The 16,411-nt window shown below is 57.8% G+C and carries 17 protein-coding genes and 2 pseudogenes; 6 read left to right on the top strand and 13 right to left on the bottom strand.

Going from position 1 to position 16,411, the window contains the following annotated elements:
- Both ACM6J5_RS24085 and ACM6J5_RS24080 read right to left on the bottom strand, forming a co-directional pair.
- Nucleotides 1–345, bottom strand: a complete 345-nt coding sequence (locus ACM6J5_RS24085; protein WP_108215161.1) for a YciI family protein — start codon at nucleotides 343–345, stop codon at nucleotides 1–3.
- A gap of 66 nt (nucleotides 346–411) precedes the next feature.
- Nucleotides 412–837 carry a YybH family protein gene (locus ACM6J5_RS24080; RefSeq protein WP_095944534.1) on the bottom strand — a complete coding sequence of 142 codons (426 nt, stop codon included), beginning with the start codon at nucleotides 835–837 and terminating at the stop codon, nucleotides 412–414.
- Nucleotides 838–979: 142 nt separating this feature from the next.
- On the opposite strand from ACM6J5_RS24080, the gene ACM6J5_RS24075 reads away from it, so the two are divergent.
- Nucleotides 980–1,465 (top strand): GNAT family N-acetyltransferase, encoded by a 486-nt coding sequence (locus tag ACM6J5_RS24075; RefSeq protein WP_095944533.1) that lies wholly within the window; start codon nucleotides 980–982, stop codon nucleotides 1,463–1,465.
- Nucleotides 1,466–1,611: 146 nt separating this feature from the next.
- Here the strand turns inward: ACM6J5_RS24075 and ACM6J5_RS24070 are convergent, their stop codons facing one another.
- The 3 genes from ACM6J5_RS24070 to ACM6J5_RS24060 form a co-directional block, all read right to left on the bottom strand.
- Nucleotides 1,612–2,100 carry a GNAT family N-acetyltransferase gene (locus ACM6J5_RS24070; RefSeq protein ID WP_095944532.1) on the bottom strand — a complete coding sequence of 163 codons (489 nt, stop codon included), beginning with the start codon at nucleotides 2,098–2,100 and terminating at the stop codon, nucleotides 1,612–1,614.
- Nucleotides 2,101–2,198: 98 nt separating this feature from the next.
- A complete protein-coding gene (locus ACM6J5_RS24065; protein WP_095944531.1) occupies nucleotides 2,199–2,684 on the bottom strand; it encodes a GyrI-like domain-containing protein in 486 nt (161 codons plus the stop codon).
- 67 nt (nucleotides 2,685–2,751) lie between these two features.
- A complete protein-coding gene (locus tag ACM6J5_RS24060) occupies nucleotides 2,752–3,414 on the bottom strand; it encodes a LysE family translocator (protein WP_414929464.1) in 663 nt (220 codons plus the stop codon).
- A gap of 137 nt (nucleotides 3,415–3,551) precedes the next feature.
- Between ACM6J5_RS24060 and alaC the strand changes: the two genes are divergently transcribed.
- Entirely contained in the window at nucleotides 3,552–4,769 is a 1,218-nt protein-coding gene (gene alaC, locus ACM6J5_RS24055; RefSeq protein ID WP_150674268.1) for an alanine transaminase, read from the top strand.
- Nucleotides 4,770–4,924: 155 nt separating this feature from the next.
- On the opposite strand, the gene ACM6J5_RS24050 is transcribed toward alaC, so the two are convergent.
- Together ACM6J5_RS24050 and ACM6J5_RS24045 are read right to left on the bottom strand one after the other, a co-directional pair.
- Nucleotides 4,925–6,277 carry a GntP family permease gene (locus ACM6J5_RS24050; protein ID WP_095944529.1) on the bottom strand — a complete coding sequence of 451 codons (1,353 nt, stop codon included), beginning with the start codon at nucleotides 6,275–6,277 and terminating at the stop codon, nucleotides 4,925–4,927.
- An 81-nt stretch (nucleotides 6,278–6,358) separates the two neighbouring features.
- On the bottom strand, nucleotides 6,359–6,892 hold the full coding sequence (locus tag ACM6J5_RS24045) for a gluconokinase (RefSeq protein ID WP_095944528.1): 534 nt from the start codon (nucleotides 6,890–6,892) through the stop codon (nucleotides 6,359–6,361).
- Between the two features lie 215 nt (nucleotides 6,893–7,107).
- Between ACM6J5_RS24045 and ACM6J5_RS24040 the strand changes: the two genes are divergently transcribed.
- On the top strand, nucleotides 7,108–8,139 hold the full coding sequence (locus ACM6J5_RS24040; protein ID WP_414929463.1) for a LacI family DNA-binding transcriptional regulator: 1,032 nt from the start codon (nucleotides 7,108–7,110) through the stop codon (nucleotides 8,137–8,139).
- Between the two features lie 21 nt (nucleotides 8,140–8,160).
- On the opposite strand, the gene ACM6J5_RS24035 is transcribed toward ACM6J5_RS24040, so the two are convergent.
- Both ACM6J5_RS24035 and ACM6J5_RS24030 read right to left on the bottom strand, forming a co-directional pair.
- Nucleotides 8,161–9,456, bottom strand: coding sequence for an SLC13 family permease (locus tag ACM6J5_RS24035; RefSeq protein ID WP_414929462.1), 1,296 nt, complete (start codon nucleotides 9,454–9,456; stop codon nucleotides 8,161–8,163).
- Between the two features lie 78 nt (nucleotides 9,457–9,534).
- A complete protein-coding gene (locus ACM6J5_RS24030; RefSeq protein WP_414929461.1) occupies nucleotides 9,535–10,386 on the bottom strand; it encodes an isocitrate lyase/PEP mutase family protein in 852 nt (283 codons plus the stop codon).
- 140 nt (nucleotides 10,387–10,526) lie between these two features.
- Here ACM6J5_RS24030 and ACM6J5_RS24025 point away from each other — a divergent pair, with 140 nt between their 5' ends.
- Entirely contained in the window at nucleotides 10,527–11,414 is an 888-nt protein-coding gene (locus ACM6J5_RS24025; RefSeq protein WP_414929460.1) for a LysR family transcriptional regulator, read from the top strand.
- Nucleotides 11,415–11,564: 150 nt separating this feature from the next.
- Here ACM6J5_RS24025 and ACM6J5_RS24020 read toward each other — a convergent pair whose 3' ends face one another.
- On the bottom strand, nucleotides 11,565–11,813 hold the full coding sequence (locus ACM6J5_RS24020) for a DUF6124 family protein (protein WP_095942720.1): 249 nt from the start codon (nucleotides 11,811–11,813) through the stop codon (nucleotides 11,565–11,567).
- A gap of 373 nt (nucleotides 11,814–12,186) precedes the next feature.
- On the opposite strand from ACM6J5_RS24020, the gene ACM6J5_RS24015 reads away from it, so the two are divergent.
- Nucleotides 12,187–12,825, top strand: a complete 639-nt coding sequence (locus ACM6J5_RS24015; protein WP_150674270.1) for a glutathione S-transferase family protein — start codon at nucleotides 12,187–12,189, stop codon at nucleotides 12,823–12,825.
- Nucleotides 12,826–13,013: 188 nt separating this feature from the next.
- On the opposite strand, the pseudogene ACM6J5_RS24010 reads toward ACM6J5_RS24015, so the two are convergent.
- The 3 genes and pseudogenes from ACM6J5_RS24010 to ACM6J5_RS24000 form a co-directional block, all read right to left on the bottom strand.
- A pseudogene (locus ACM6J5_RS24010) lies at nucleotides 13,014–13,421 on the bottom strand (methyl-accepting chemotaxis protein); the annotation flags it as partial.
- 138 nt (nucleotides 13,422–13,559) lie between these two features.
- A pseudogene (locus ACM6J5_RS24005) lies at nucleotides 13,560–14,333 on the bottom strand (PAS domain-containing protein); the annotation flags it as partial.
- 396 nt (nucleotides 14,334–14,729) lie between these two features.
- Nucleotides 14,730–15,626, bottom strand: a complete 897-nt coding sequence (locus tag ACM6J5_RS24000) for a LysR family transcriptional regulator (RefSeq protein ID WP_150674271.1) — start codon at nucleotides 15,624–15,626, stop codon at nucleotides 14,730–14,732.
- 99 nt (nucleotides 15,627–15,725) lie between these two features.
- On the opposite strand from ACM6J5_RS24000, the gene gstA reads away from it, so the two are divergent.
- Nucleotides 15,726–16,328, top strand: a complete 603-nt coding sequence (gene gstA / locus ACM6J5_RS23995) for a glutathione transferase GstA (RefSeq protein ID WP_095942724.1) — start codon at nucleotides 15,726–15,728, stop codon at nucleotides 16,326–16,328.
- Nucleotides 16,329–16,411 lie beyond the last annotated feature (83 nt).

Below are 16,411 nucleotides of genomic sequence, written 5' to 3'. Positions count from 1 at the left end.
TTAAGGATTCAACTGTCGAACGGGGCGCACTTCGACACTGCCGACCCGGGCCGCCGGAATGTTCCCGGCGACCTGGATGGCTTCGTTGAGGTCCCTGGCATCGATCAGGTAGAAGCCGGCCAACTGCTCCTTGGTTTCAGCGAATGGCCCGTCGGTGATCGACATCTTGCCGTTGCGCATGCGCACCGTGGTGGCGGTCTGCACCGATTCCAGCGCTTCGGCGGCGACCATCCGGCCACTGCCCTGGATCGACTCGGCATAGGCCATGCATTCTTCGTCCTTCGGGCTTTCCGGCAGCGAATGCAGCAACTGCTCATCGCTGTAGACCAGGCATAAATACTTCATCACGCTCTCCTTATCGAACGATCAACGATGGTCGCTGATTGGCATTCTGGCTCGGCTTCCCGACGATCAGGGTTTGAGATCGAACAGCGTTGCACCGCTGGTCATGTCGAACGGTGCCGACCAATGTTCGTGGACAATCTGCCACAGCCCGGCTTCTTGCCGATAGCAGGCGGTGACGCGCATCCAGCAGGACTGGGTTTCGCCCTTGTCGTTGGTGCCACCGCAATTTGCCAGCCAGTGAGCGAATGCAATTTCCTGGGACGGCTCGATGGTGATTTCGTGGAATTCGAAGATGTGCGGGCCGGGGCACATTTCCATGCAGGCCTGCCAATGTGCGCGATACGCCGGCTTGCCTTTGAATTGCAGGGCCTTGACCGCGTCGAAGGAGACGATGTCATCGGCATAAAGGGCCATGACTTTTTCAATGTCCTTGGCCATGACCGCCTGACGATAGTTCTCGATGAGGTTCTGGATCTGGGTTTGCGAGTTCATGGTGGTTCTCCGTGGTTTTTATAGTGAAGACACCCTTAGTCGTCCGGCGATCCGGCAAATCGACAGGTGAAATAAAAATAATCCAAACGGCCAGACTCGCTAGAATCCAAGACTCATTTTCAGTTGGAAAAAGGACACTCCAGTGACAGCCCGACTCGTGCCTTATGAAAGCCTGAATGCGCTGCAGCGCCAACAGGTCGAGGCCATTGAAGTGCATTCGCAACAGATCAGGTTCTGCGGTGATATCCACGGCGCCTTGCACACGCTGCTGTCCAAGCCCGGGCCTGGCGTCAAAGGCTTCGCCCTGCTGGCCGAGAATGTGCCCGTCGCGTTCCTGTTGCTCAAGCGCCCGCCGGTGTTGCCGGCATGGGCCGATGAACACAGCGCTACGCTGCATGCGCTACAGGTCGATCAACGCGCCCAAGGCAAGGGCTACGGCAAGGCCTGCCTGCAAGCGCTGCCCGAGGCGGCGCGCCTGGCCTGGCCGGAAATCCGGGGGCTGGAACTGTCGGTGGATGCCGACAACGAAGCCGCCATCGCCCTGTACGCCAGGTTTGGCTTTGTCGACAGCGGCGAGGCGTACAAGGGCCGGATCGGTTATGAGCGGCGGATGGGGTTGGTGTTTTGACTGCGCGTTAGTTTTTTGCAGACATTACTGACACAACACCGCCCCCCTGTAGGAGCGAGCCTGCTCGCGATGGAGTGTCAGTCGACACCACTTATGCTGACACACCTTCGCGAGCAGGCTCGCTCCTACAGGGGATCTACGTCGGATCAGAGTTCAAGCACCATCTCATGCCACGCCATGCCGCCATGGTCGGACGCCGACGGTTTGATGTAGGCAAAGCCAAAACCGGCATACAACGGAATATGCCGCTCCTTGCACATCAGATTGATGCTGGCTTTGTTCATCCCACGCATGCGTTCGATGAACTCGCCCATCAGGCGCTTGGCCAGGCCCTGCCCCTGATAATCCGGATGCACCACCACCGACATGATCACCACGTGGGGTCCGGCCGGGTCGTGGCCGATCAGTTCCTTGAACGCCTCGTCCGACATTTCCACCTGAAACGCCGCACCGGAATTGATGAATCCGGCGACGACCCCGTCCACTTGCGCGACGATAAACCCCTCGGGCCAGGTGGCGATGCGGGTGGCGATCTTCTCGCGGGTCGCGGCCTCGTCACCTTCATAGGCAAGGGTTTCGATGGCAAAGCAGCGGTCCAGATCGGCGGGAGTGACGTTGCGGATGACGGTGTTCATGGCAGCTCGGAATCGGCGTGGGAAAGGCCGGGGATCATAAATCAGCCGCCGTGGGACATCGAGAGACGAATCGGCTGATCCGCCTCTCGATGCAGGTGTCACGCCTTGATCGGCAGCCAGATTTCCAGCTTGCCGGTGTTGAGCCTGGGATTGAAGTCTTCGCTGTAGCGCTCGAATTCCGGGGCGTCCAGCAATTCACGCCCGGACTGCGGCAGCCACGTGCCATGGATGTATTGGAAGGTTTGCGGCAATGTGGCCAGCGGCCCTTGATGTTCGAACACGACGTACTGCTGGGGCTGAATCTCTACCCAACGATACGTGTCCGGCAAATCGTCGAGCTTGCTGATCTCGACGCCCGCGATGTAATCGAAGCCGCCCTTGCCGTCGAAATTGCAGCAGACACCGTAGGTGACTTCGCCTTTTTGGCCCGGAATTTGGCCCAGATGCGGGTTGAATCTCTCCCAGAGATCGGGAATGCCTTGGGTGGTTTGCTGGGTAAATTGTCCGCCCAGCCCTGCAATCAGCAGGAAGTGCCCGTGTTCGAAGCGCGGTTGCGTCGGTTCGACGCGTGCTAACTCATCCATGACTCGACTCCTGACGCATAAAAATGGGTTCGGCTGGGAGTATAGAAGCCAAACCCGATTCGCCCAATTACAGTGCGTGCAACTGCTCGACGGCAGCGGCGCCAACGAACTCGTTGTACCCCGATAGAATCACGTAGACCGCGAAATAGCAGAAGATCGCCGCCGATGCCATGTAGGAATAACGCAGCAGCTTGTCCCCCAGCAACTTGCCGCCATGGCTCGCGGCGAAGCACAGGCCTGCCGACCAGAGCAGCCCGGCACAGAGGAAACCACCGAGAAACAGCGCCGAACTGAGCGGGCCACCGCCACCGGAACGGGCGATCAGGGTGCCGCCCACCGCGGCGAACCAGAGGATCGCGCTGGGTGAAGACATGGCCAGGAAAATCCCGCGAAAAAACTCCTTGCAGTGGGAGTTGTTCCCGACCTCCGCCGTCTCCGCCAGCAGCGCCTCGTGGTGAATCGCCGAATAGATCATCTTCGCCGCGAAGTACACCAGCAGCGCCGAGCCACCGATCCACAATACCCATCGCACGGTTTCGTATTGCAGCAACACGGTCATGCCAGCCAGCGCCAGTACCGCATAGATCAGGTCGCCGACACAGGTCCCCAGCCCCAGCGCAAAGCCCTGGAAATAGCCGCGTTGCATGGCCAGGGTGATCATCGCGATGTTGGCCACGCCGATATCCAGGCACAGCGAGAGGCTCAACAAGAAGCCGCTGGTAAATTCCATCGAACCCTATCCTTCGGAAAAAATTGTTTACATGGAGGCTGGACAGTCTGCCACAGCTGCCCTTACATTCCGCCACAGGTCACCGCTGACCTGCGTCGCTCGGACGGTTCCGGGCGCTTACGTTATCCGAGGCAACAATGGCCGAACAAGGTTCGCCGCGCCGCTTTGCGCGCATCGATCGACTCCCCCCTTACGTTTTCAACATCACTGCCGAGCTGAAGATGGCCGCCCGTCGTCGTGGCGAAGACATCATCGACTTGAGCATGGGCAACCCCGACGGCGCCACGCCGCCGCACATCGTCGAAAAACTCGTGCAGGTCGCTCAGCGCGAAGACACTCACGGCTACTCCACGTCCAAGGGCATTCCGCGCCTGCGCCGGGCGATTTCCAACTGGTACAAGGATCGCTACGAGGTCGACATCGACCCGGAAAGCGAAGCCATTGTCACCATCGGCTCCAAGGAAGGCCTGGCGCACTTGATGCTGGCCACCCTCGATCAGGGCGACACCGTGCTGGTGCCCAACCCGAGTTACCCGATTCACATCTACGGTGCCGTGATTGCCGGCGCCCAGGTGCGGTCGGTGCCGCTGGTGCCGGGCGTGGATTTCTTCGCTGAACTGGAGCGAGCCATTCGCGGCTCGATCCCGAAGCCGAAGATGATGATCCTCGGTTTCCCGTCCAACCCTACCGCCCAGTGCGTGGAGCTGGATTTCTTCGAGCGCGTCATTGCCCTCGCCAAACAGTACGACGTGCTGGTGGTGCACGACCTGGCGTACGCCGACATCGTCTACGACGGCTGGAAAGCCCCGTCGATCATGCAAGTGCCGGGGGCCAAGGACATTGCAGTGGAGTTTTTCACCCTGTCCAAGAGCTACAACATGGCCGGCTGGCGCATTGGTTTCATGGTCGGCAACCCGGAACTGGTCAACGCCCTGGCGCGGATCAAGAGCTACCACGACTACGGCACCTTCACCCCGCTGCAAGTGGCGGCCATCGCTGCGCTTGAAGGCGACCAGCAATGCGTGCGCGACATCGCCGAACAGTATCGGCAGCGCCGCAACGTGCTGGTCAAGGGCCTGCATGAACTGGGCTGGATGGTGGAAAACCCGAAAGCCTCGATGTACGTCTGGGCCAAGATTCCCGAGGCTTATGCACACCTGGGTTCGCTGGAGTTCGCCAAGAAGCTGCTGGCCGAAGCCAAGGTGTGTGTCTCGCCGGGCGTCGGGTTTGGCGAATACGGCGATGATCACGTGCGCTTCGCCCTGATCGAAAACCAGGACCGGATTCGCCAGGCCGTGCGCGGGATTCGCGGGATGTTCCGGGCGGATGGGTTAGTCGCCAAAACCAACGCCTAACCCTGTAGGAGCGAGCCTGCTCGCGAAAAACGCAAGACCACCGCGGAAAATCAGATACCCCGCGTTATCGTTAACGACCATCGCGAGCAGGCTCGCTCCTACAGCACCCACAAAAAAACCGCATCGCTGCGGTTTTTTTGTGCCTGTCGAATCGCTTAGACGAACAGCGACAACAACAGGATAAAGCCCAGGCCAACCACGGAGAGGATGGTTTCCATCGCAGTCCAGGTCTTGAAGGTTTCGGCCACGGTCATGTTGAAGTACTGCTTGACCAGCCAGAAACCGGCGTCGTTGACGTGGGACAGGATCAGGGAACCTGCACCGGTGGCCAGCACCAGCAGCTCACGGTTCACACCCGGAATCATCCCCACCACCGGCACCACGATGCCGGCACCCGTGATGGTCGCCACGGTCGCCGAACCGGTCGCGATACGGATCACCGCCGCCACCAGCCAGGCCAGCAGGATCGGCGAGATCTGTGCAGCCACCGCCATGTGACCGATCACATCACCTACACCGCTGGTCACCAGCATCTGCTTGAAGCCACCACCGGCACCGATGATCAGGATGATCGCGGCGGTCGGCGCGAGGCTCGCATCCAGCCATTTGAGCATCTGTTGCGAACCGATGCCCTGCTTGTAGCCGAAGGTGTACAGCGACAGCAGCAATGCCAGCAGGAGAGCCGAGATCGGGTGACCGATCAGGTCCATGAAAGTGCGGAAGAAGTTGCCGTCCGGCAGCACCACATCGGCAAAGGTCTTGAGCAACATCAGGAACACGGGTGACAGCACAGTGATCAGGGTAATGCCGAAGCTAGGCAGATCGCCGGCATTCTCATCGCGCACCAGTTGATCCACCAGTTCCTGATTCGGATGACCGGGAATGTGCTTGGCAATGAACGTACCGAAGATCGGGCCAGCGATGATGGCGGTTGGCAACGCAACGATCAGACCATAAAGAATGGTCTTGCCGATGTCGGCACCGAACACGCCGATGGCCAGCAACGGACCCGGGTGCGGCGGCACCAGGCCGTGTACGGCGGACAGACCGGCCAGCAACGGGATACCGATCTTGATGATCGACACGCCGGTGCGGCGGGCCACGATGAACACCAATGGAATCAGCAACACGAAGCCGATTTCGAAGAACAGCGGAATGCCGACCAGGAACGCGGCGAACATCATCGCCCACTGCACCTTGTCCTTGCCGAAGGCGCGGATCAACGTCTGCGCAATCTGATCCGCACCGCCTGATTCGGCCATCATTTTGCCGAGCATCGTGCCCAGCGCCAGGATGATGCCGACAAAGCCAAGCACACCACCAAAGCCGTCCTGGAACGCCTTGATGATGGTGCCGATCGGCATGCCGGAGGTCAGCCCGAGGAAGGCTGCGGCGATGATCAGGGCGATGAAGGGGTGAAATTTGAACTTGGTGATCAGGACGATAAGCCCGATCACCGTGACCACTGCATCGAGCAGCAGGAACGTCTCGTGGGACATGCCAAACATTAGGGGTGTCTCCTGGTTGTTGTTGTTATTAAAGCGGGTTGATCAGAAATCGTGAGGACAGCGCTGTCTTTGGGAACACAGTCATACCGCCTGTTTCAGGCCGTGCGCCTGCCACCAGGCATGAGCCTGCGCCGCCAGTTGTTCGACGCTATGGGTCGAAGCATCCAGCGCCAGGGTCAACGGCTCGCCGACGGGCGATTCGAGGGTGGCGAACTGGCTGTCGATCAGGGTCGACGGCATGAAGTGGCCTGGTCGATGGGACACACGGTCGGCGGCGACTTCGGGGGTCAATTCAAGGAACACGAAGCCCAGGCCCGGCAAGGCACTGCGCAGACGTTCGCGATAGATATGCTTGAGCGCCGAACAGGTCAGCACCGGGCGCTGGCCCATGGCGTCGACACGGCGCAGTTCATCGCACAGGCTGTCGAGCCAGCCGGCACGGTCTTCATCGTTCAGGGGAATACCCGCGCTCATCTTTTCGATATTGGCGGCAGGGTGAAAAGAGTCGCCTTCAATGGCAGTGGCGCCGCTCAAATGGCACAGGGCCTCGCTGACGCACGTCTTGCCGCAACCGGCAACGCCCATGATGACCAGGGCGGTGATGGGATGATTCATGTAACACCTCAGCGCGCAGACAGCGCTACCTTTGCCAGTTATGACACTAGTTCAAAAGCAGAAGTTGCCGACGCCTTTCTTGTCATTTTATGGGTTGCAGCAGGTTAGGTCCCAACACCAAAAAGCAAGGATCAGGCGAACCCTCGCTCACGCATTTGCAGCTGCATCGAGACAGCGCTACCTTAGTGCCTTGAATTTTGTTTGGCAAGCCGTCGATGAACACAACCAAGAACGATAAAAATACCCGCACCACTGGCCGCCCTACCCTGAACGAAGTGGCCCGACTGGCCGGCGTCAGCCCGATCACCGCCTCCCGCGCCTTGCGCGGGGTCAGCACCGTGGCCACCGAACTGGTGGAAAAGGTGCAGAAAGCGGCGCTGGAGCTCAACTATGTGGTCAACACTGCCGCCCGCGCCCTGGCCTCGGCCCAGAGCCAATCGGTGGTGGTGTTGGTGCCTTCACTATCCAATTTGCTGTTCATCGACACCCTGGAAGCCATTCATCGGGTTTTGCGCCCCAAGGGCTTCGAAGTGCTGATCGGCAACTTCCATTATTCGCGCGATGAAGAAGAAAACCTGCTGCGCAATTACATGGCCTATCAACCGCGCGGCTTGTTGCTGACGGGTTTCGACCGCACCGAAAGTTCACGGCGGATGATCGAAGCCAGCAACATTCCGTGTGTGTACATGATGGAACTGGACAGCGCCGCCGGGCTCAATTGCGTTGGCTTTTCGCAACTGGCCGCCGGCGAAACGGCGGCCGAGCATTTGTTGTCTCGCGGTCGCAAACGCCTGGCCTACATCGGCGCGCAACTGGACCAGCGCACCTTGCTGCGCGGCGAAGGTTTCCGCAAAGCCCTGCAAAAGGCTGGCCTGTATGACCCGGACCTGGAAGTGCTGACGCCCCGCTCCTCCTCTGTCGGCCTCGGCGGCGAGTTGTTTCTGCAACTGCTGGCCAGTCATCCGGATGTCGACGCGATCTTCTTCGGCAACGACGACCTGGCGCAGGGCGCCCTGCTTGAAGCCATGCGCAATGGGATCAGGATTCCCGAACAGGTGGCGATCCTCGGTTTCAACGACTTGCCCATGTCCGAACACATGGTCCCGCGCCTGAGCAGCATCAACACCCCACGCGAAGCCATCGGCCGTCGCGCGGCGGAACAGATGCTGACGCTGATGGTCGGCAACACCGTGGCCAAGCCGGTGCAGGACATGGGGTTTGAGTTGAAGGTGCGGGAGAGTACTTAAAGACACGTTCGGCGACACGGATCACGGTAACCAACCCAGAAAGACAAACCATCCGTAATTGATGGGAACCAATACAACATACGTAATAAATGCAAGCGCAAGACTCAACCGTAACGCTGCCATGAAAGGGATTCTTCCCATTTCAATAGCAAGAACAATCGGAGAGGCTTGGTAAGGCAGAAGCGGTGTTGAAAACCCGATGACCTGAATCATCAGAACACTAAGTAACGGCAGTCCGGATGCGGTGGCTAACGACTGTGCCAAGGGAGTAAATAACGCTGGTACTCCGTTCGCTGTAACCACAAAATTTAGCAGCGTGGAAAGACCTACGATTGAGGTGTAGCTGCCGAACGGTGAAGCCGGATTCAACGGTGCGAGGGTAAGTATTTCATTACCAATTAATGTTCCGAGTCCGCTTTGTCCTACAAGTGCGGCGAGTCCGAGGATTGCTGCGACATAGACCGCGGTCCGATGATTTACCTCTTGACCAAACTCTTCACTGGATACAAAGCCAACTCGTGGAAGGAGGCATACGCAAGCTGCCACGAGGCCGACCCATGCAGGGGAAATGCCGTGTAAGGAGTCGGTAAGCCAGAGCCCCAGAGTCATCAAAAGAAGGATACCCAACCTCTTTTCCTCAGGACTCAAAGGGCGAGCAGGTTCCACCTCTATGCTTTTTCCCGCTTTATCTGGAAACAACCAGACGATACACGCACATAGTGCAAGTCCCTTCAGTATGCCAAGTACGGGTGCATGCAATATCAGATAAGGCAGATAGGATAACTGCAACCCGTACGTGGTATCGATGGCCCCCGCCATGACAAGATTTGGAACATTCGCCGGCAGAATGGATGCCGAAAGCTGGAAGGTTCCAAAGCCGACAGCAAGTGAAAGACCAATACGCCCTGGACTTTTCTCCCTGAAACCCACTCGATCAGCAAGCGCCAGGACAATCGGCATCAGTAGCGCAATACGCCCCATATTGGAAGGCATAACAAAAGCGAGCGCGTAAGTGAGGCCGACAATACCCAAGACCATTTGTGGATATGATCTGGAAAGATGGGTAGCGAGCACCCTCGCACTTCGAGCGGCCAATCCTGTCTTGCGGATAGCGATTCCAATGACATAGCCACTGATAACGAGCCAAAATGCGGCGGAGGTAAACCCAGAAAATATCAAGGACGCGGGAGCGACATGGAGAATCATCGCGAACGCGAAGAACAAAAGTGCAGTCAAGTACTCCGGAAGTCTGCGTGTTGCCCATAGCGCGATTGTCACAGTTACCAAACCGGCCACTGTTATGAGCTGAACATCCATATCACTTTCCTATGTTCCGCGGACTCGGTTTACATCTTGAATTTTCTCAGTTCCTGAGGTCCGACTTCATAGCTGGGTTTATAACAAGTCCAAGGCAAGATACCGACTGGTCTGAACGATTTTTTCGCGTTCCTCGAAACTCGTCAATTGAGCTGCCATGGCGCTGCTATCCCCTGAGCGTTTGATTTCAGCCAAAACGATTTGCATCGCGTGTATTGCAGCACGCTGCATATCCGAAGGAATGATGACGAGCTGGTAGCCAAGGGAGGACAGCTCTTCAATGGGCATTAAGGGAGTCTTGCCACCGTAGAACATATTCATCAGTTTTGGCCCTGGGATGCGTCGGGCAATCGTGCGGATTTGATCCAGTGTCTCTGGGGCTTCTACGAAAATCATGTCTGCACCGGCCTTCACGTACTGCTCGGCTCGGCTTAACGCAGACTCAAAACCTTCTGTCGCAATTGCATCGGTACGGGCAATAACCATGCAGTCCTGATCGATCAGCGTATGGCGTGCAATTCGAATTTTCCGGCACATCTCGCTTACGTCTATTAACTTTTTGTCATCCAGATGGCCGCAGCGCTTGGGAAACGATTGATCCTCAAGGTGGAAAGCGGCGACACCGGCACGCTCAAGAGCTCGAACCGTGCGCTGAACATTGGCTGATCCCCCAAATCCCGTGTCGGCGTCTGCGATCACTGGCAGGTCACTTGCTTCGACAATTTTCTCGATCCGCTCCAGTACTTCGCAGAAACTCAATAGACCGATGTCCGGATATCCAGAAGCACGCGCAATCGCACCGCCGCTGGCGTAGACCGCGTCGAAACCCGCCATAGCAACTAGTCGAGCGGATATACCGTCATAAGCGCCTGGTGCTATCACAGGAGAACCTGAGGATAGTTTTTCACGCAATTGTCGAGTTGGTTTCATATGAAGTTCTCCTAATTCTCGGACCGTAAACGTTCTGACCGAACCACTGGCGGTATTTTTGGTGCAGAAGAAGCATGGCGGCAGACAAATAAAATGTCTAATATTTAGAAAATACAAGATTGATATCTTTGGAGTCCTAATTGGAACTCAGGCATCTACGTTATTTCGTCGTTACGGCCCAAGCGGAGAACTTCACACGAGCAGCCGAACAACTTGGGATCGCCCAACCCCCGCTTGGACAGCAAATACGTGATTTGGAGGATGAAATTGGTACGCCGCTTTTCCATCGGGTAGGACGCGGCGTCATACTCAGTGATGCTGGCAGGGTATTCCTGGTCTCGGCACAAGATATTCTTGCGCGTGCCGAGGACGCCCAAAAAAATGCGCGGCGCGCCGCACGAGGAGAGGTCGGCTCGTTGAACCTGGGATTCACCGAATCCGCTTCGTTCAACGATACCGTCACCGGTTTGATCAGCCGTTATCAGCGACAGCACCCCAAGGTGGAGGTAAACCTTGAGGAGAACGATAGCGAATCGCTTATTTCCAGGCTCAGCCGTGGAGAAATTGACGCTGCGTTCGTCAGGCCTCCGTTTGCTATGGGCGGCGATATTGACTTCATCACCTTATCCGAAGAACCACTTATTGTTGTCCTGCCTGACGGCCACCCATTAATGTCACGCAAGCGTCTGTCGCTTGCTGAGTTACGGCAGGAGAACTTCATCCTGTATTCACGCAAATCCGGTTATGGGCTGAGTGCGGATATCGTGACCGCTTGCCGGCAATCCGGGTTCAATCCGACCATCCGTCAGCAGGCACCCCAACTATCTTCCGCTGTAAACCTGGTATCTGCCGGGATGGGTATTGCGGTGGTACCCGCATCGATGCAGCGAATTCAACGCGCTGACCTGCACTACAGAGCACTTCGGCTTGATTGGCCGAAGGCGATACTTGGATTGGCCACGCGAAAGGCGAATCAGTCAGCAGTAGTCAAAGACCTGATTAGTTCGACGAGAATCGAAACTCCGTAGTTGATCCTCCAGATACAGACCATATTGTGGCGAGGGGGCTTGCCCCCGTTCGGCGGCGCAGCCGTCGTAATACGGAAAAAACGCATCCGCTCATACTGGGAGCGCTTCGCACTCCAGCGGGAGCAAGCTCCCTCGCCACAGGTTCCGTGATTAATCCTGCGGATCGAGGTTATCCAGCACCCGGTTCACCGCCAACTCGGCCAGCATGATGATCTGTGCAATCGCCAGAGCCGTGTTGCGCTGGCTACCTTCCAGGAATGCAGCAAAGTCATTGGTCATGACACTCGCCGAGGCCAACGATTCGCAGGCGTGCGCCAACAGAGTTTCGTTATTGATGCCGGGTGAGATGGAGAACATTGGGCTGGGATTGCGTGGGGGGTTCGGCGTGGGTTTGAACATGGTGATGCTCCTAGAGTGATGGAGCTGCCACGTCTCGCTGCGATACGAAGGGTGGCAGCTGTACGCGGGTCGCAGACCGGGACTCTAGAACCCGGTAGACCCTGAGGTCTCCCACGCACAGCCGCCATAACGTGATTGATCACGAACGGTGGACGCTATGCGTCTAGAGTTACCCGGGCTGCGAAACCCGATCGCTGAATTTGCAGCGACACGGAACGATAGAGTCCGGATACCAGGCGCACAAGCCGGCGGATTCTGGCGCAGTTGTAGGCAATGGAGCAAGAAACCGTAGCCTGCGGAAACCTGATGAAACCCCTTTCCTACAGACCACTCCTACAATTACACCTACGCCTTTCGCGATGGAGTAGCTCAAATGGAACACACATTGAAGATTCTCGGCAAAGCCTCGTCCATCAACGTCAGAAAAGTCCTGTGGACCTGCGAAGAACTGGGCATAACCTACGAACGCGAGGACTGGGGCAGTGGTTTTGCGTCCACCCACAGCCCCGAGTTCCTGCGCTTCAATCCCAACGCGCAGGTGCCGGTGATCATCGATGAAGCCGGGGTGTTATGGGAGTCCAATACCATTTGCCGCTACCTGGTCGGTAAACACCACCACCATCACACCGACCTGCTACCCACCGATCCGGCCGCCCGCGCCCGGGTGGAGCAGTGGATGGATTGGCAAGCCACCGAGCTCAATCCGTCCTGGAGATACCCGTTCATGGCACTGGTGCGCAAGGACCCGGAATTCCAGGACCCGCATAGCCTTGAAGTCGGCATCCGCGCCTGGAACCAGAAGATGGGCATCCTCGAGCATCAACTCGCAACCACCAAGGCCTATGTCGCCGGACCACAGTTTACTTTGGCCGACGTTGTCATCGGTTTGTCGGTCAATCGCTGGCTGATGACGCCAATCGACCGGCCTGACTACCCCGCCGTCGATGAGTATTTCAAACGCCTGGCGCAACACCCCGGTTTCCTGAAGCATTGTTGCAATGGCTTGCCTTGAGTGGCCGCAGATTGCCGCCGGCCACACAATGAAAAAGGGTCCCTCTACCGGGACCCTTTTTCATTTGCCGCGGTTTCTTGTAGGAGCGAGCCTGCTCGCGATGGACGCAAGAGCGCTGCGTTTAGTCAGAAAACACGCGTTATCGTTATCGACCATCGCGAGCAGGCTCGCTCCTACAGTTGCCCTGCTTAGTTCAGTTGCAACGTCGAATTGAACTGACTGATCGCATCCACCACATGCCGCGAACCCTGCTGGATTTCCAGAATCACCTCCCCCGCCTCGTTCGCCAGTTCCACGCCGAGGCCGGTTCGGCTCAAGCTCGATTGCATGCTCGACACCGCACTGAGCGACAAATCGTGGTTCTTGCGCACCACCTCGACAATCTCCAGCGTCGCCTGACTGGTGCGTGCCGCGAGGCTGCGCACTTCATCGGCCACCACCGCAAAGCCGCGCCCGTGCTCACCGGCGCGGGCCGCTTCGATCGCCGCGTTGAGCGCCAGCAGGTTGGTCTGATCGGCAATGCCGCGAATGGTCTGCACAATGGTGCCGATGATGTCGGACTGTTTGCTCACGGCATCGATGCTCAGCGCCGCTTCGTTCAGGTCCCGGGAAATGTCCTGGATGATCTGCACCGTCTGCTGCACCACCTCGGAACCCTTGCGCGCGCAGACGTCGTTTTGCACCGATGTGCTGTGGGCCGATTCTGCGGCGGTTTGCAGGGTGGTCATTTGGTGAGTGATATCGCTGGCGAACTTGACCACTTTGTACAACCGCCCCTTGGCGTCGAACAACGGGTTGTAGGACGCTTCCAGGAATACTGTCTGACCCTGCTTGTTCCTGCGCTCGAAACGATGGGAGTGATATTCGCCACGGTTGAGCGAAGCCCAGAAATTCCGGTAACCCTGGGACTCGGCTTCGGCACGGTGGCAAAACAGGCTGTGATGCTGCCCCACCACTTCGTTGAGCGAGTACTGCATGGTTTTCAGGAAGTTCTCGTTGGCGCTGATGACCTTGCCTTCGGGCGTGAATTCGATCACGGCCATTGAACGGCCGATCGCGGCGAGCCTGCTTTCGTTTTCGTGTTCCTTGTTGATCCGTGCGGTGATGTCCGTGGCCACCTTGATCACGCTTTTCACCTGCCGGTCGGGGCCCAGCACCGGCATATAACTGGCTTCGAGCCAGATCTCCCGGCCACTCTTGTGCAAGCATTGAAAGGTCCCGCTCAGCGGCTCGCCCCGCGCCAGGTCACGCCATAACTTGGTGTACTCGTCGCTGCGGTAATACTGCTCTTCACAAAAGACCCGGTGATGTTTGCCGCGCACTTCGTCGGAGCTGTAGCCCATGGCATTGCAAAAACTTTCATTGGCATCGATGACGATACCGTCCGGGGTGAACTCAATCATCGCCATCGAACGGCTGATCGCCGCCAACTTGGCATTAGCCTCAGTCAGCGCACAGCTGAAGCGTTCGATTTCCAGCAGGTCAGCCTTGTGATGTAGGTTGAACATGGTTGTATCACCTTCAGCGCGGTTTTTTGATTGATGAAAGTTGCAGGTCTTTCACATCCACCACTGCGTTCCACGGAACAGGCACACGCATCCCTCCAAAAAGAAGGACTAGTCAGGTGATAAATGATGATCAATCGGAGGGTCCTTACAGCGACACGCTCATCAAGACATCCTTCTCTTGATAGCCCGCATGCGGGCCAGCCCTAACAGGTTCACAACAAATTCCATTTAGCGGACAACTCCCTGTCATCAAGTGTTGGTGCCTTCGATTGCGCACTCTTTCGCCAAGACATCGACCGCCCCATCACGACCGATATAGTTAGTTACACCTGATCATAGACAGGAACCTCGGGCTTGCAAGGCCACTAGTAGGCCATCATTGAGGACAAAATCGGTTCAGCGGTTTACCGGGGAGAGGGGTTTGCGTCCATCGAGCATGTCCAGCAGCGCCTGCACCGCCGCCGACGGTGGTTTGTTCGCCGTGACCACCAAGGCAAACTCGCGGTCGATCCGCGGCAGCACAGGCACCACGCGCAAACCCTGCCGATTACCTGGCAGCGTCATTTCCGGCACCAGGCTCACGCCGATGTTTTCCCGCACCAGGGTGAACGCACTGCTCCACTCGCGGACCTCGACGCGCACATCCTGCAGTTGCAGCCCCGCATCGGCTGCCAGGCTTCGCGCATTGGTCGAACATCCGCCCGTGGCCAGTACAAAGGGTTGCGCCACCAACTCTTCGAGGGTGACGCCTTCGTCATGGGTGCGCCGCGCCAGCGGATGGCCCCCGGGCAACACCGCCATCCAGGCATCGCGTCCCAAAGGACTGGCCTTGCGCTCGGTAGACGGATTGAGCACCACGCCGACATCCACCAGGCCCGCGCCGAGCAGGGTTTCCACTTCGTCATCGCTGACTTCCAGGGCGACCACCTCGATGCCGGGGTAAAGCCGGTTGAATTGGCGCAGCAACGGCGGCAGAAAAGTCGCCAGCACCATGGGGAAACTGGCCAGGCGAATCGTCCCGCGTTCAACGCCTTTGGCGGCCTCGACGGTGCTGCGAATGGCTTGCAGCGCGGCGAGCATGGTCCGCGCCTGCTCGATGACCGGCAGGCCGATGGCTGTCGGTAGCGTCTGGCGATTCTCCCGGCTGAATAACTGTACGCCCAGGGTTTCCTCGATCAAGGCCAAGGCCTGACTGGCGCCCGACTGGGTCATTCCGACCCGCTCGGCGGCGCGGGTGATGTTGCCGGTGTCCGCCACGGCCACCACCATTCGCCAGTGCATCAGGTTCATCATGGCAGTAGCTTTCCTTATGGCAGATTTCTGAAAGATTAATTTTACCGAGGCCGCAGCGCACTATGACACTGGCGTAAATCCACAACCAGAGCCCGCCCCATGAAGCTGTATTACGCCCCTCAAGCCTGCTCGCTGGCGCCGCATATCGTATTGCGCGAACTGGAACTGACCTTCGAATTGATCCGCGTCGATAACATCAGCAAAACCACCGCCGACGGCGACGACTTTCTCGCCATCAACCCCAAGGGTTACGTCGCTGCCCTGCAACTGGATAACGGCGAAGTGCTGACCGAAGGCCCGGCGATCCTGCAATACCTGGCGGATCTACATCCAGACGCAAAACTGGCCGCAGCCCAGGGGACATTTGAGCGGGTGCGATTGCAGGAATGCCTGAACTTCATCTCGACGGAGATTCATGGCGGGCTCGGTTGGCTGTTCAACAGTCGATTTCCGGATGAAGTGAAAGCGCTGATCAAGGAGAAACTGTTCAAGCGTTTTGCCGTGTTGAACCAGACGCTGGAGCGGCAGGATTATTTGATGGCGGGCGGGTTCAGCGTTGCTGATGCGTACTTGTTTACGGTGCTGCGCTGGGCTCGGTTATTTGAGATTGATTTGAATGGGTGGCCGGCGTTGGCAAGGTTTCAAGCCAGGGTGGATCAACGGCCGGCGGTGAAAGCGGCGTTGGCCGCAGAGTTGGCGTAAGACTTGAGATCAATCGCGAGCAGGCTCGCTCCTACAGGGGATCTTGGTTGACCACGGGTTTTGTGGGCAATACAGACCTAATG

Origin of the sequence: Pseudomonas sp. IT-P74 (genome assembly GCF_949768175.1) — a bacterium.
GTDB lineage: Bacteria > Pseudomonadota > Gammaproteobacteria > Pseudomonadales > Pseudomonadaceae > Aquipseudomonas.
This window is presented reverse-complemented; position numbering and strand designations above follow the sequence as displayed.

Coding starts and splice junctions, on each gene's coding strand:
- ACM6J5_RS24050 (WP_095944529.1), bottom strand. CDS start 6,277: ATGTTTGGCATGTCCCACGAGACGTTCCTGCTGCTCGATGCAGTGGTC.
- ACM6J5_RS24070 (WP_095944532.1), bottom strand. CDS start 2,100: ATGAACACCGTCATCCGCAACGTCACTCCCGCCGATCTGGACCGCTGC.
- ACM6J5_RS24030 (WP_414929461.1), bottom strand. CDS start 10,386: ATGAAACCAACTCGACAATTGCGTGAAAAACTATCCTCAGGTTCTCCT.
- ACM6J5_RS24080 (WP_095944534.1), bottom strand. CDS start 837: ATGAACTCGCAAACCCAGATCCAGAACCTCATCGAGAACTATCGTCAG.
- ACM6J5_RS24015 (WP_150674270.1), top strand. CDS start 12,187: ATGGAACACACATTGAAGATTCTCGGCAAAGCCTCGTCCATCAACGTC.
- ACM6J5_RS24035 (WP_414929462.1), bottom strand. CDS start 9,456: ATGGATGTTCAGCTCATAACAGTGGCCGGTTTGGTAACTGTGACAATC.
- ACM6J5_RS24060 (WP_414929464.1), bottom strand. CDS start 3,414: ATGGAATTTACCAGCGGCTTCTTGTTGAGCCTCTCGCTGTGCCTGGAT.
- ACM6J5_RS24000 (WP_150674271.1), bottom strand. CDS start 15,626: ATGATGAACCTGATGCACTGGCGAATGGTGGTGGCCGTGGCGGACACC.
- ACM6J5_RS24065 (WP_095944531.1), bottom strand. CDS start 2,684: ATGGATGAGTTAGCACGCGTCGAACCGACGCAACCGCGCTTCGAACAC.
- gstA (WP_095942724.1), top strand. CDS start 15,726: ATGAAGCTGTATTACGCCCCTCAAGCCTGCTCGCTGGCGCCGCATATC.
- ACM6J5_RS24020 (WP_095942720.1), bottom strand. CDS start 11,813: ATGTTCAAACCCACGCCGAACCCCCCACGCAATCCCAGCCCAATGTTC.
- ACM6J5_RS24040 (WP_414929463.1), top strand. CDS start 7,108: ATGAACACAACCAAGAACGATAAAAATACCCGCACCACTGGCCGCCCT.
- ACM6J5_RS24045 (WP_095944528.1), bottom strand. CDS start 6,892: ATGAATCATCCCATCACCGCCCTGGTCATCATGGGCGTTGCCGGTTGC.
- alaC (WP_150674268.1), top strand. CDS start 3,552: ATGGCCGAACAAGGTTCGCCGCGCCGCTTTGCGCGCATCGATCGACTC.
- ACM6J5_RS24085 (WP_108215161.1), bottom strand. CDS start 345: ATGAAGTATTTATGCCTGGTCTACAGCGATGAGCAGTTGCTGCATTCG.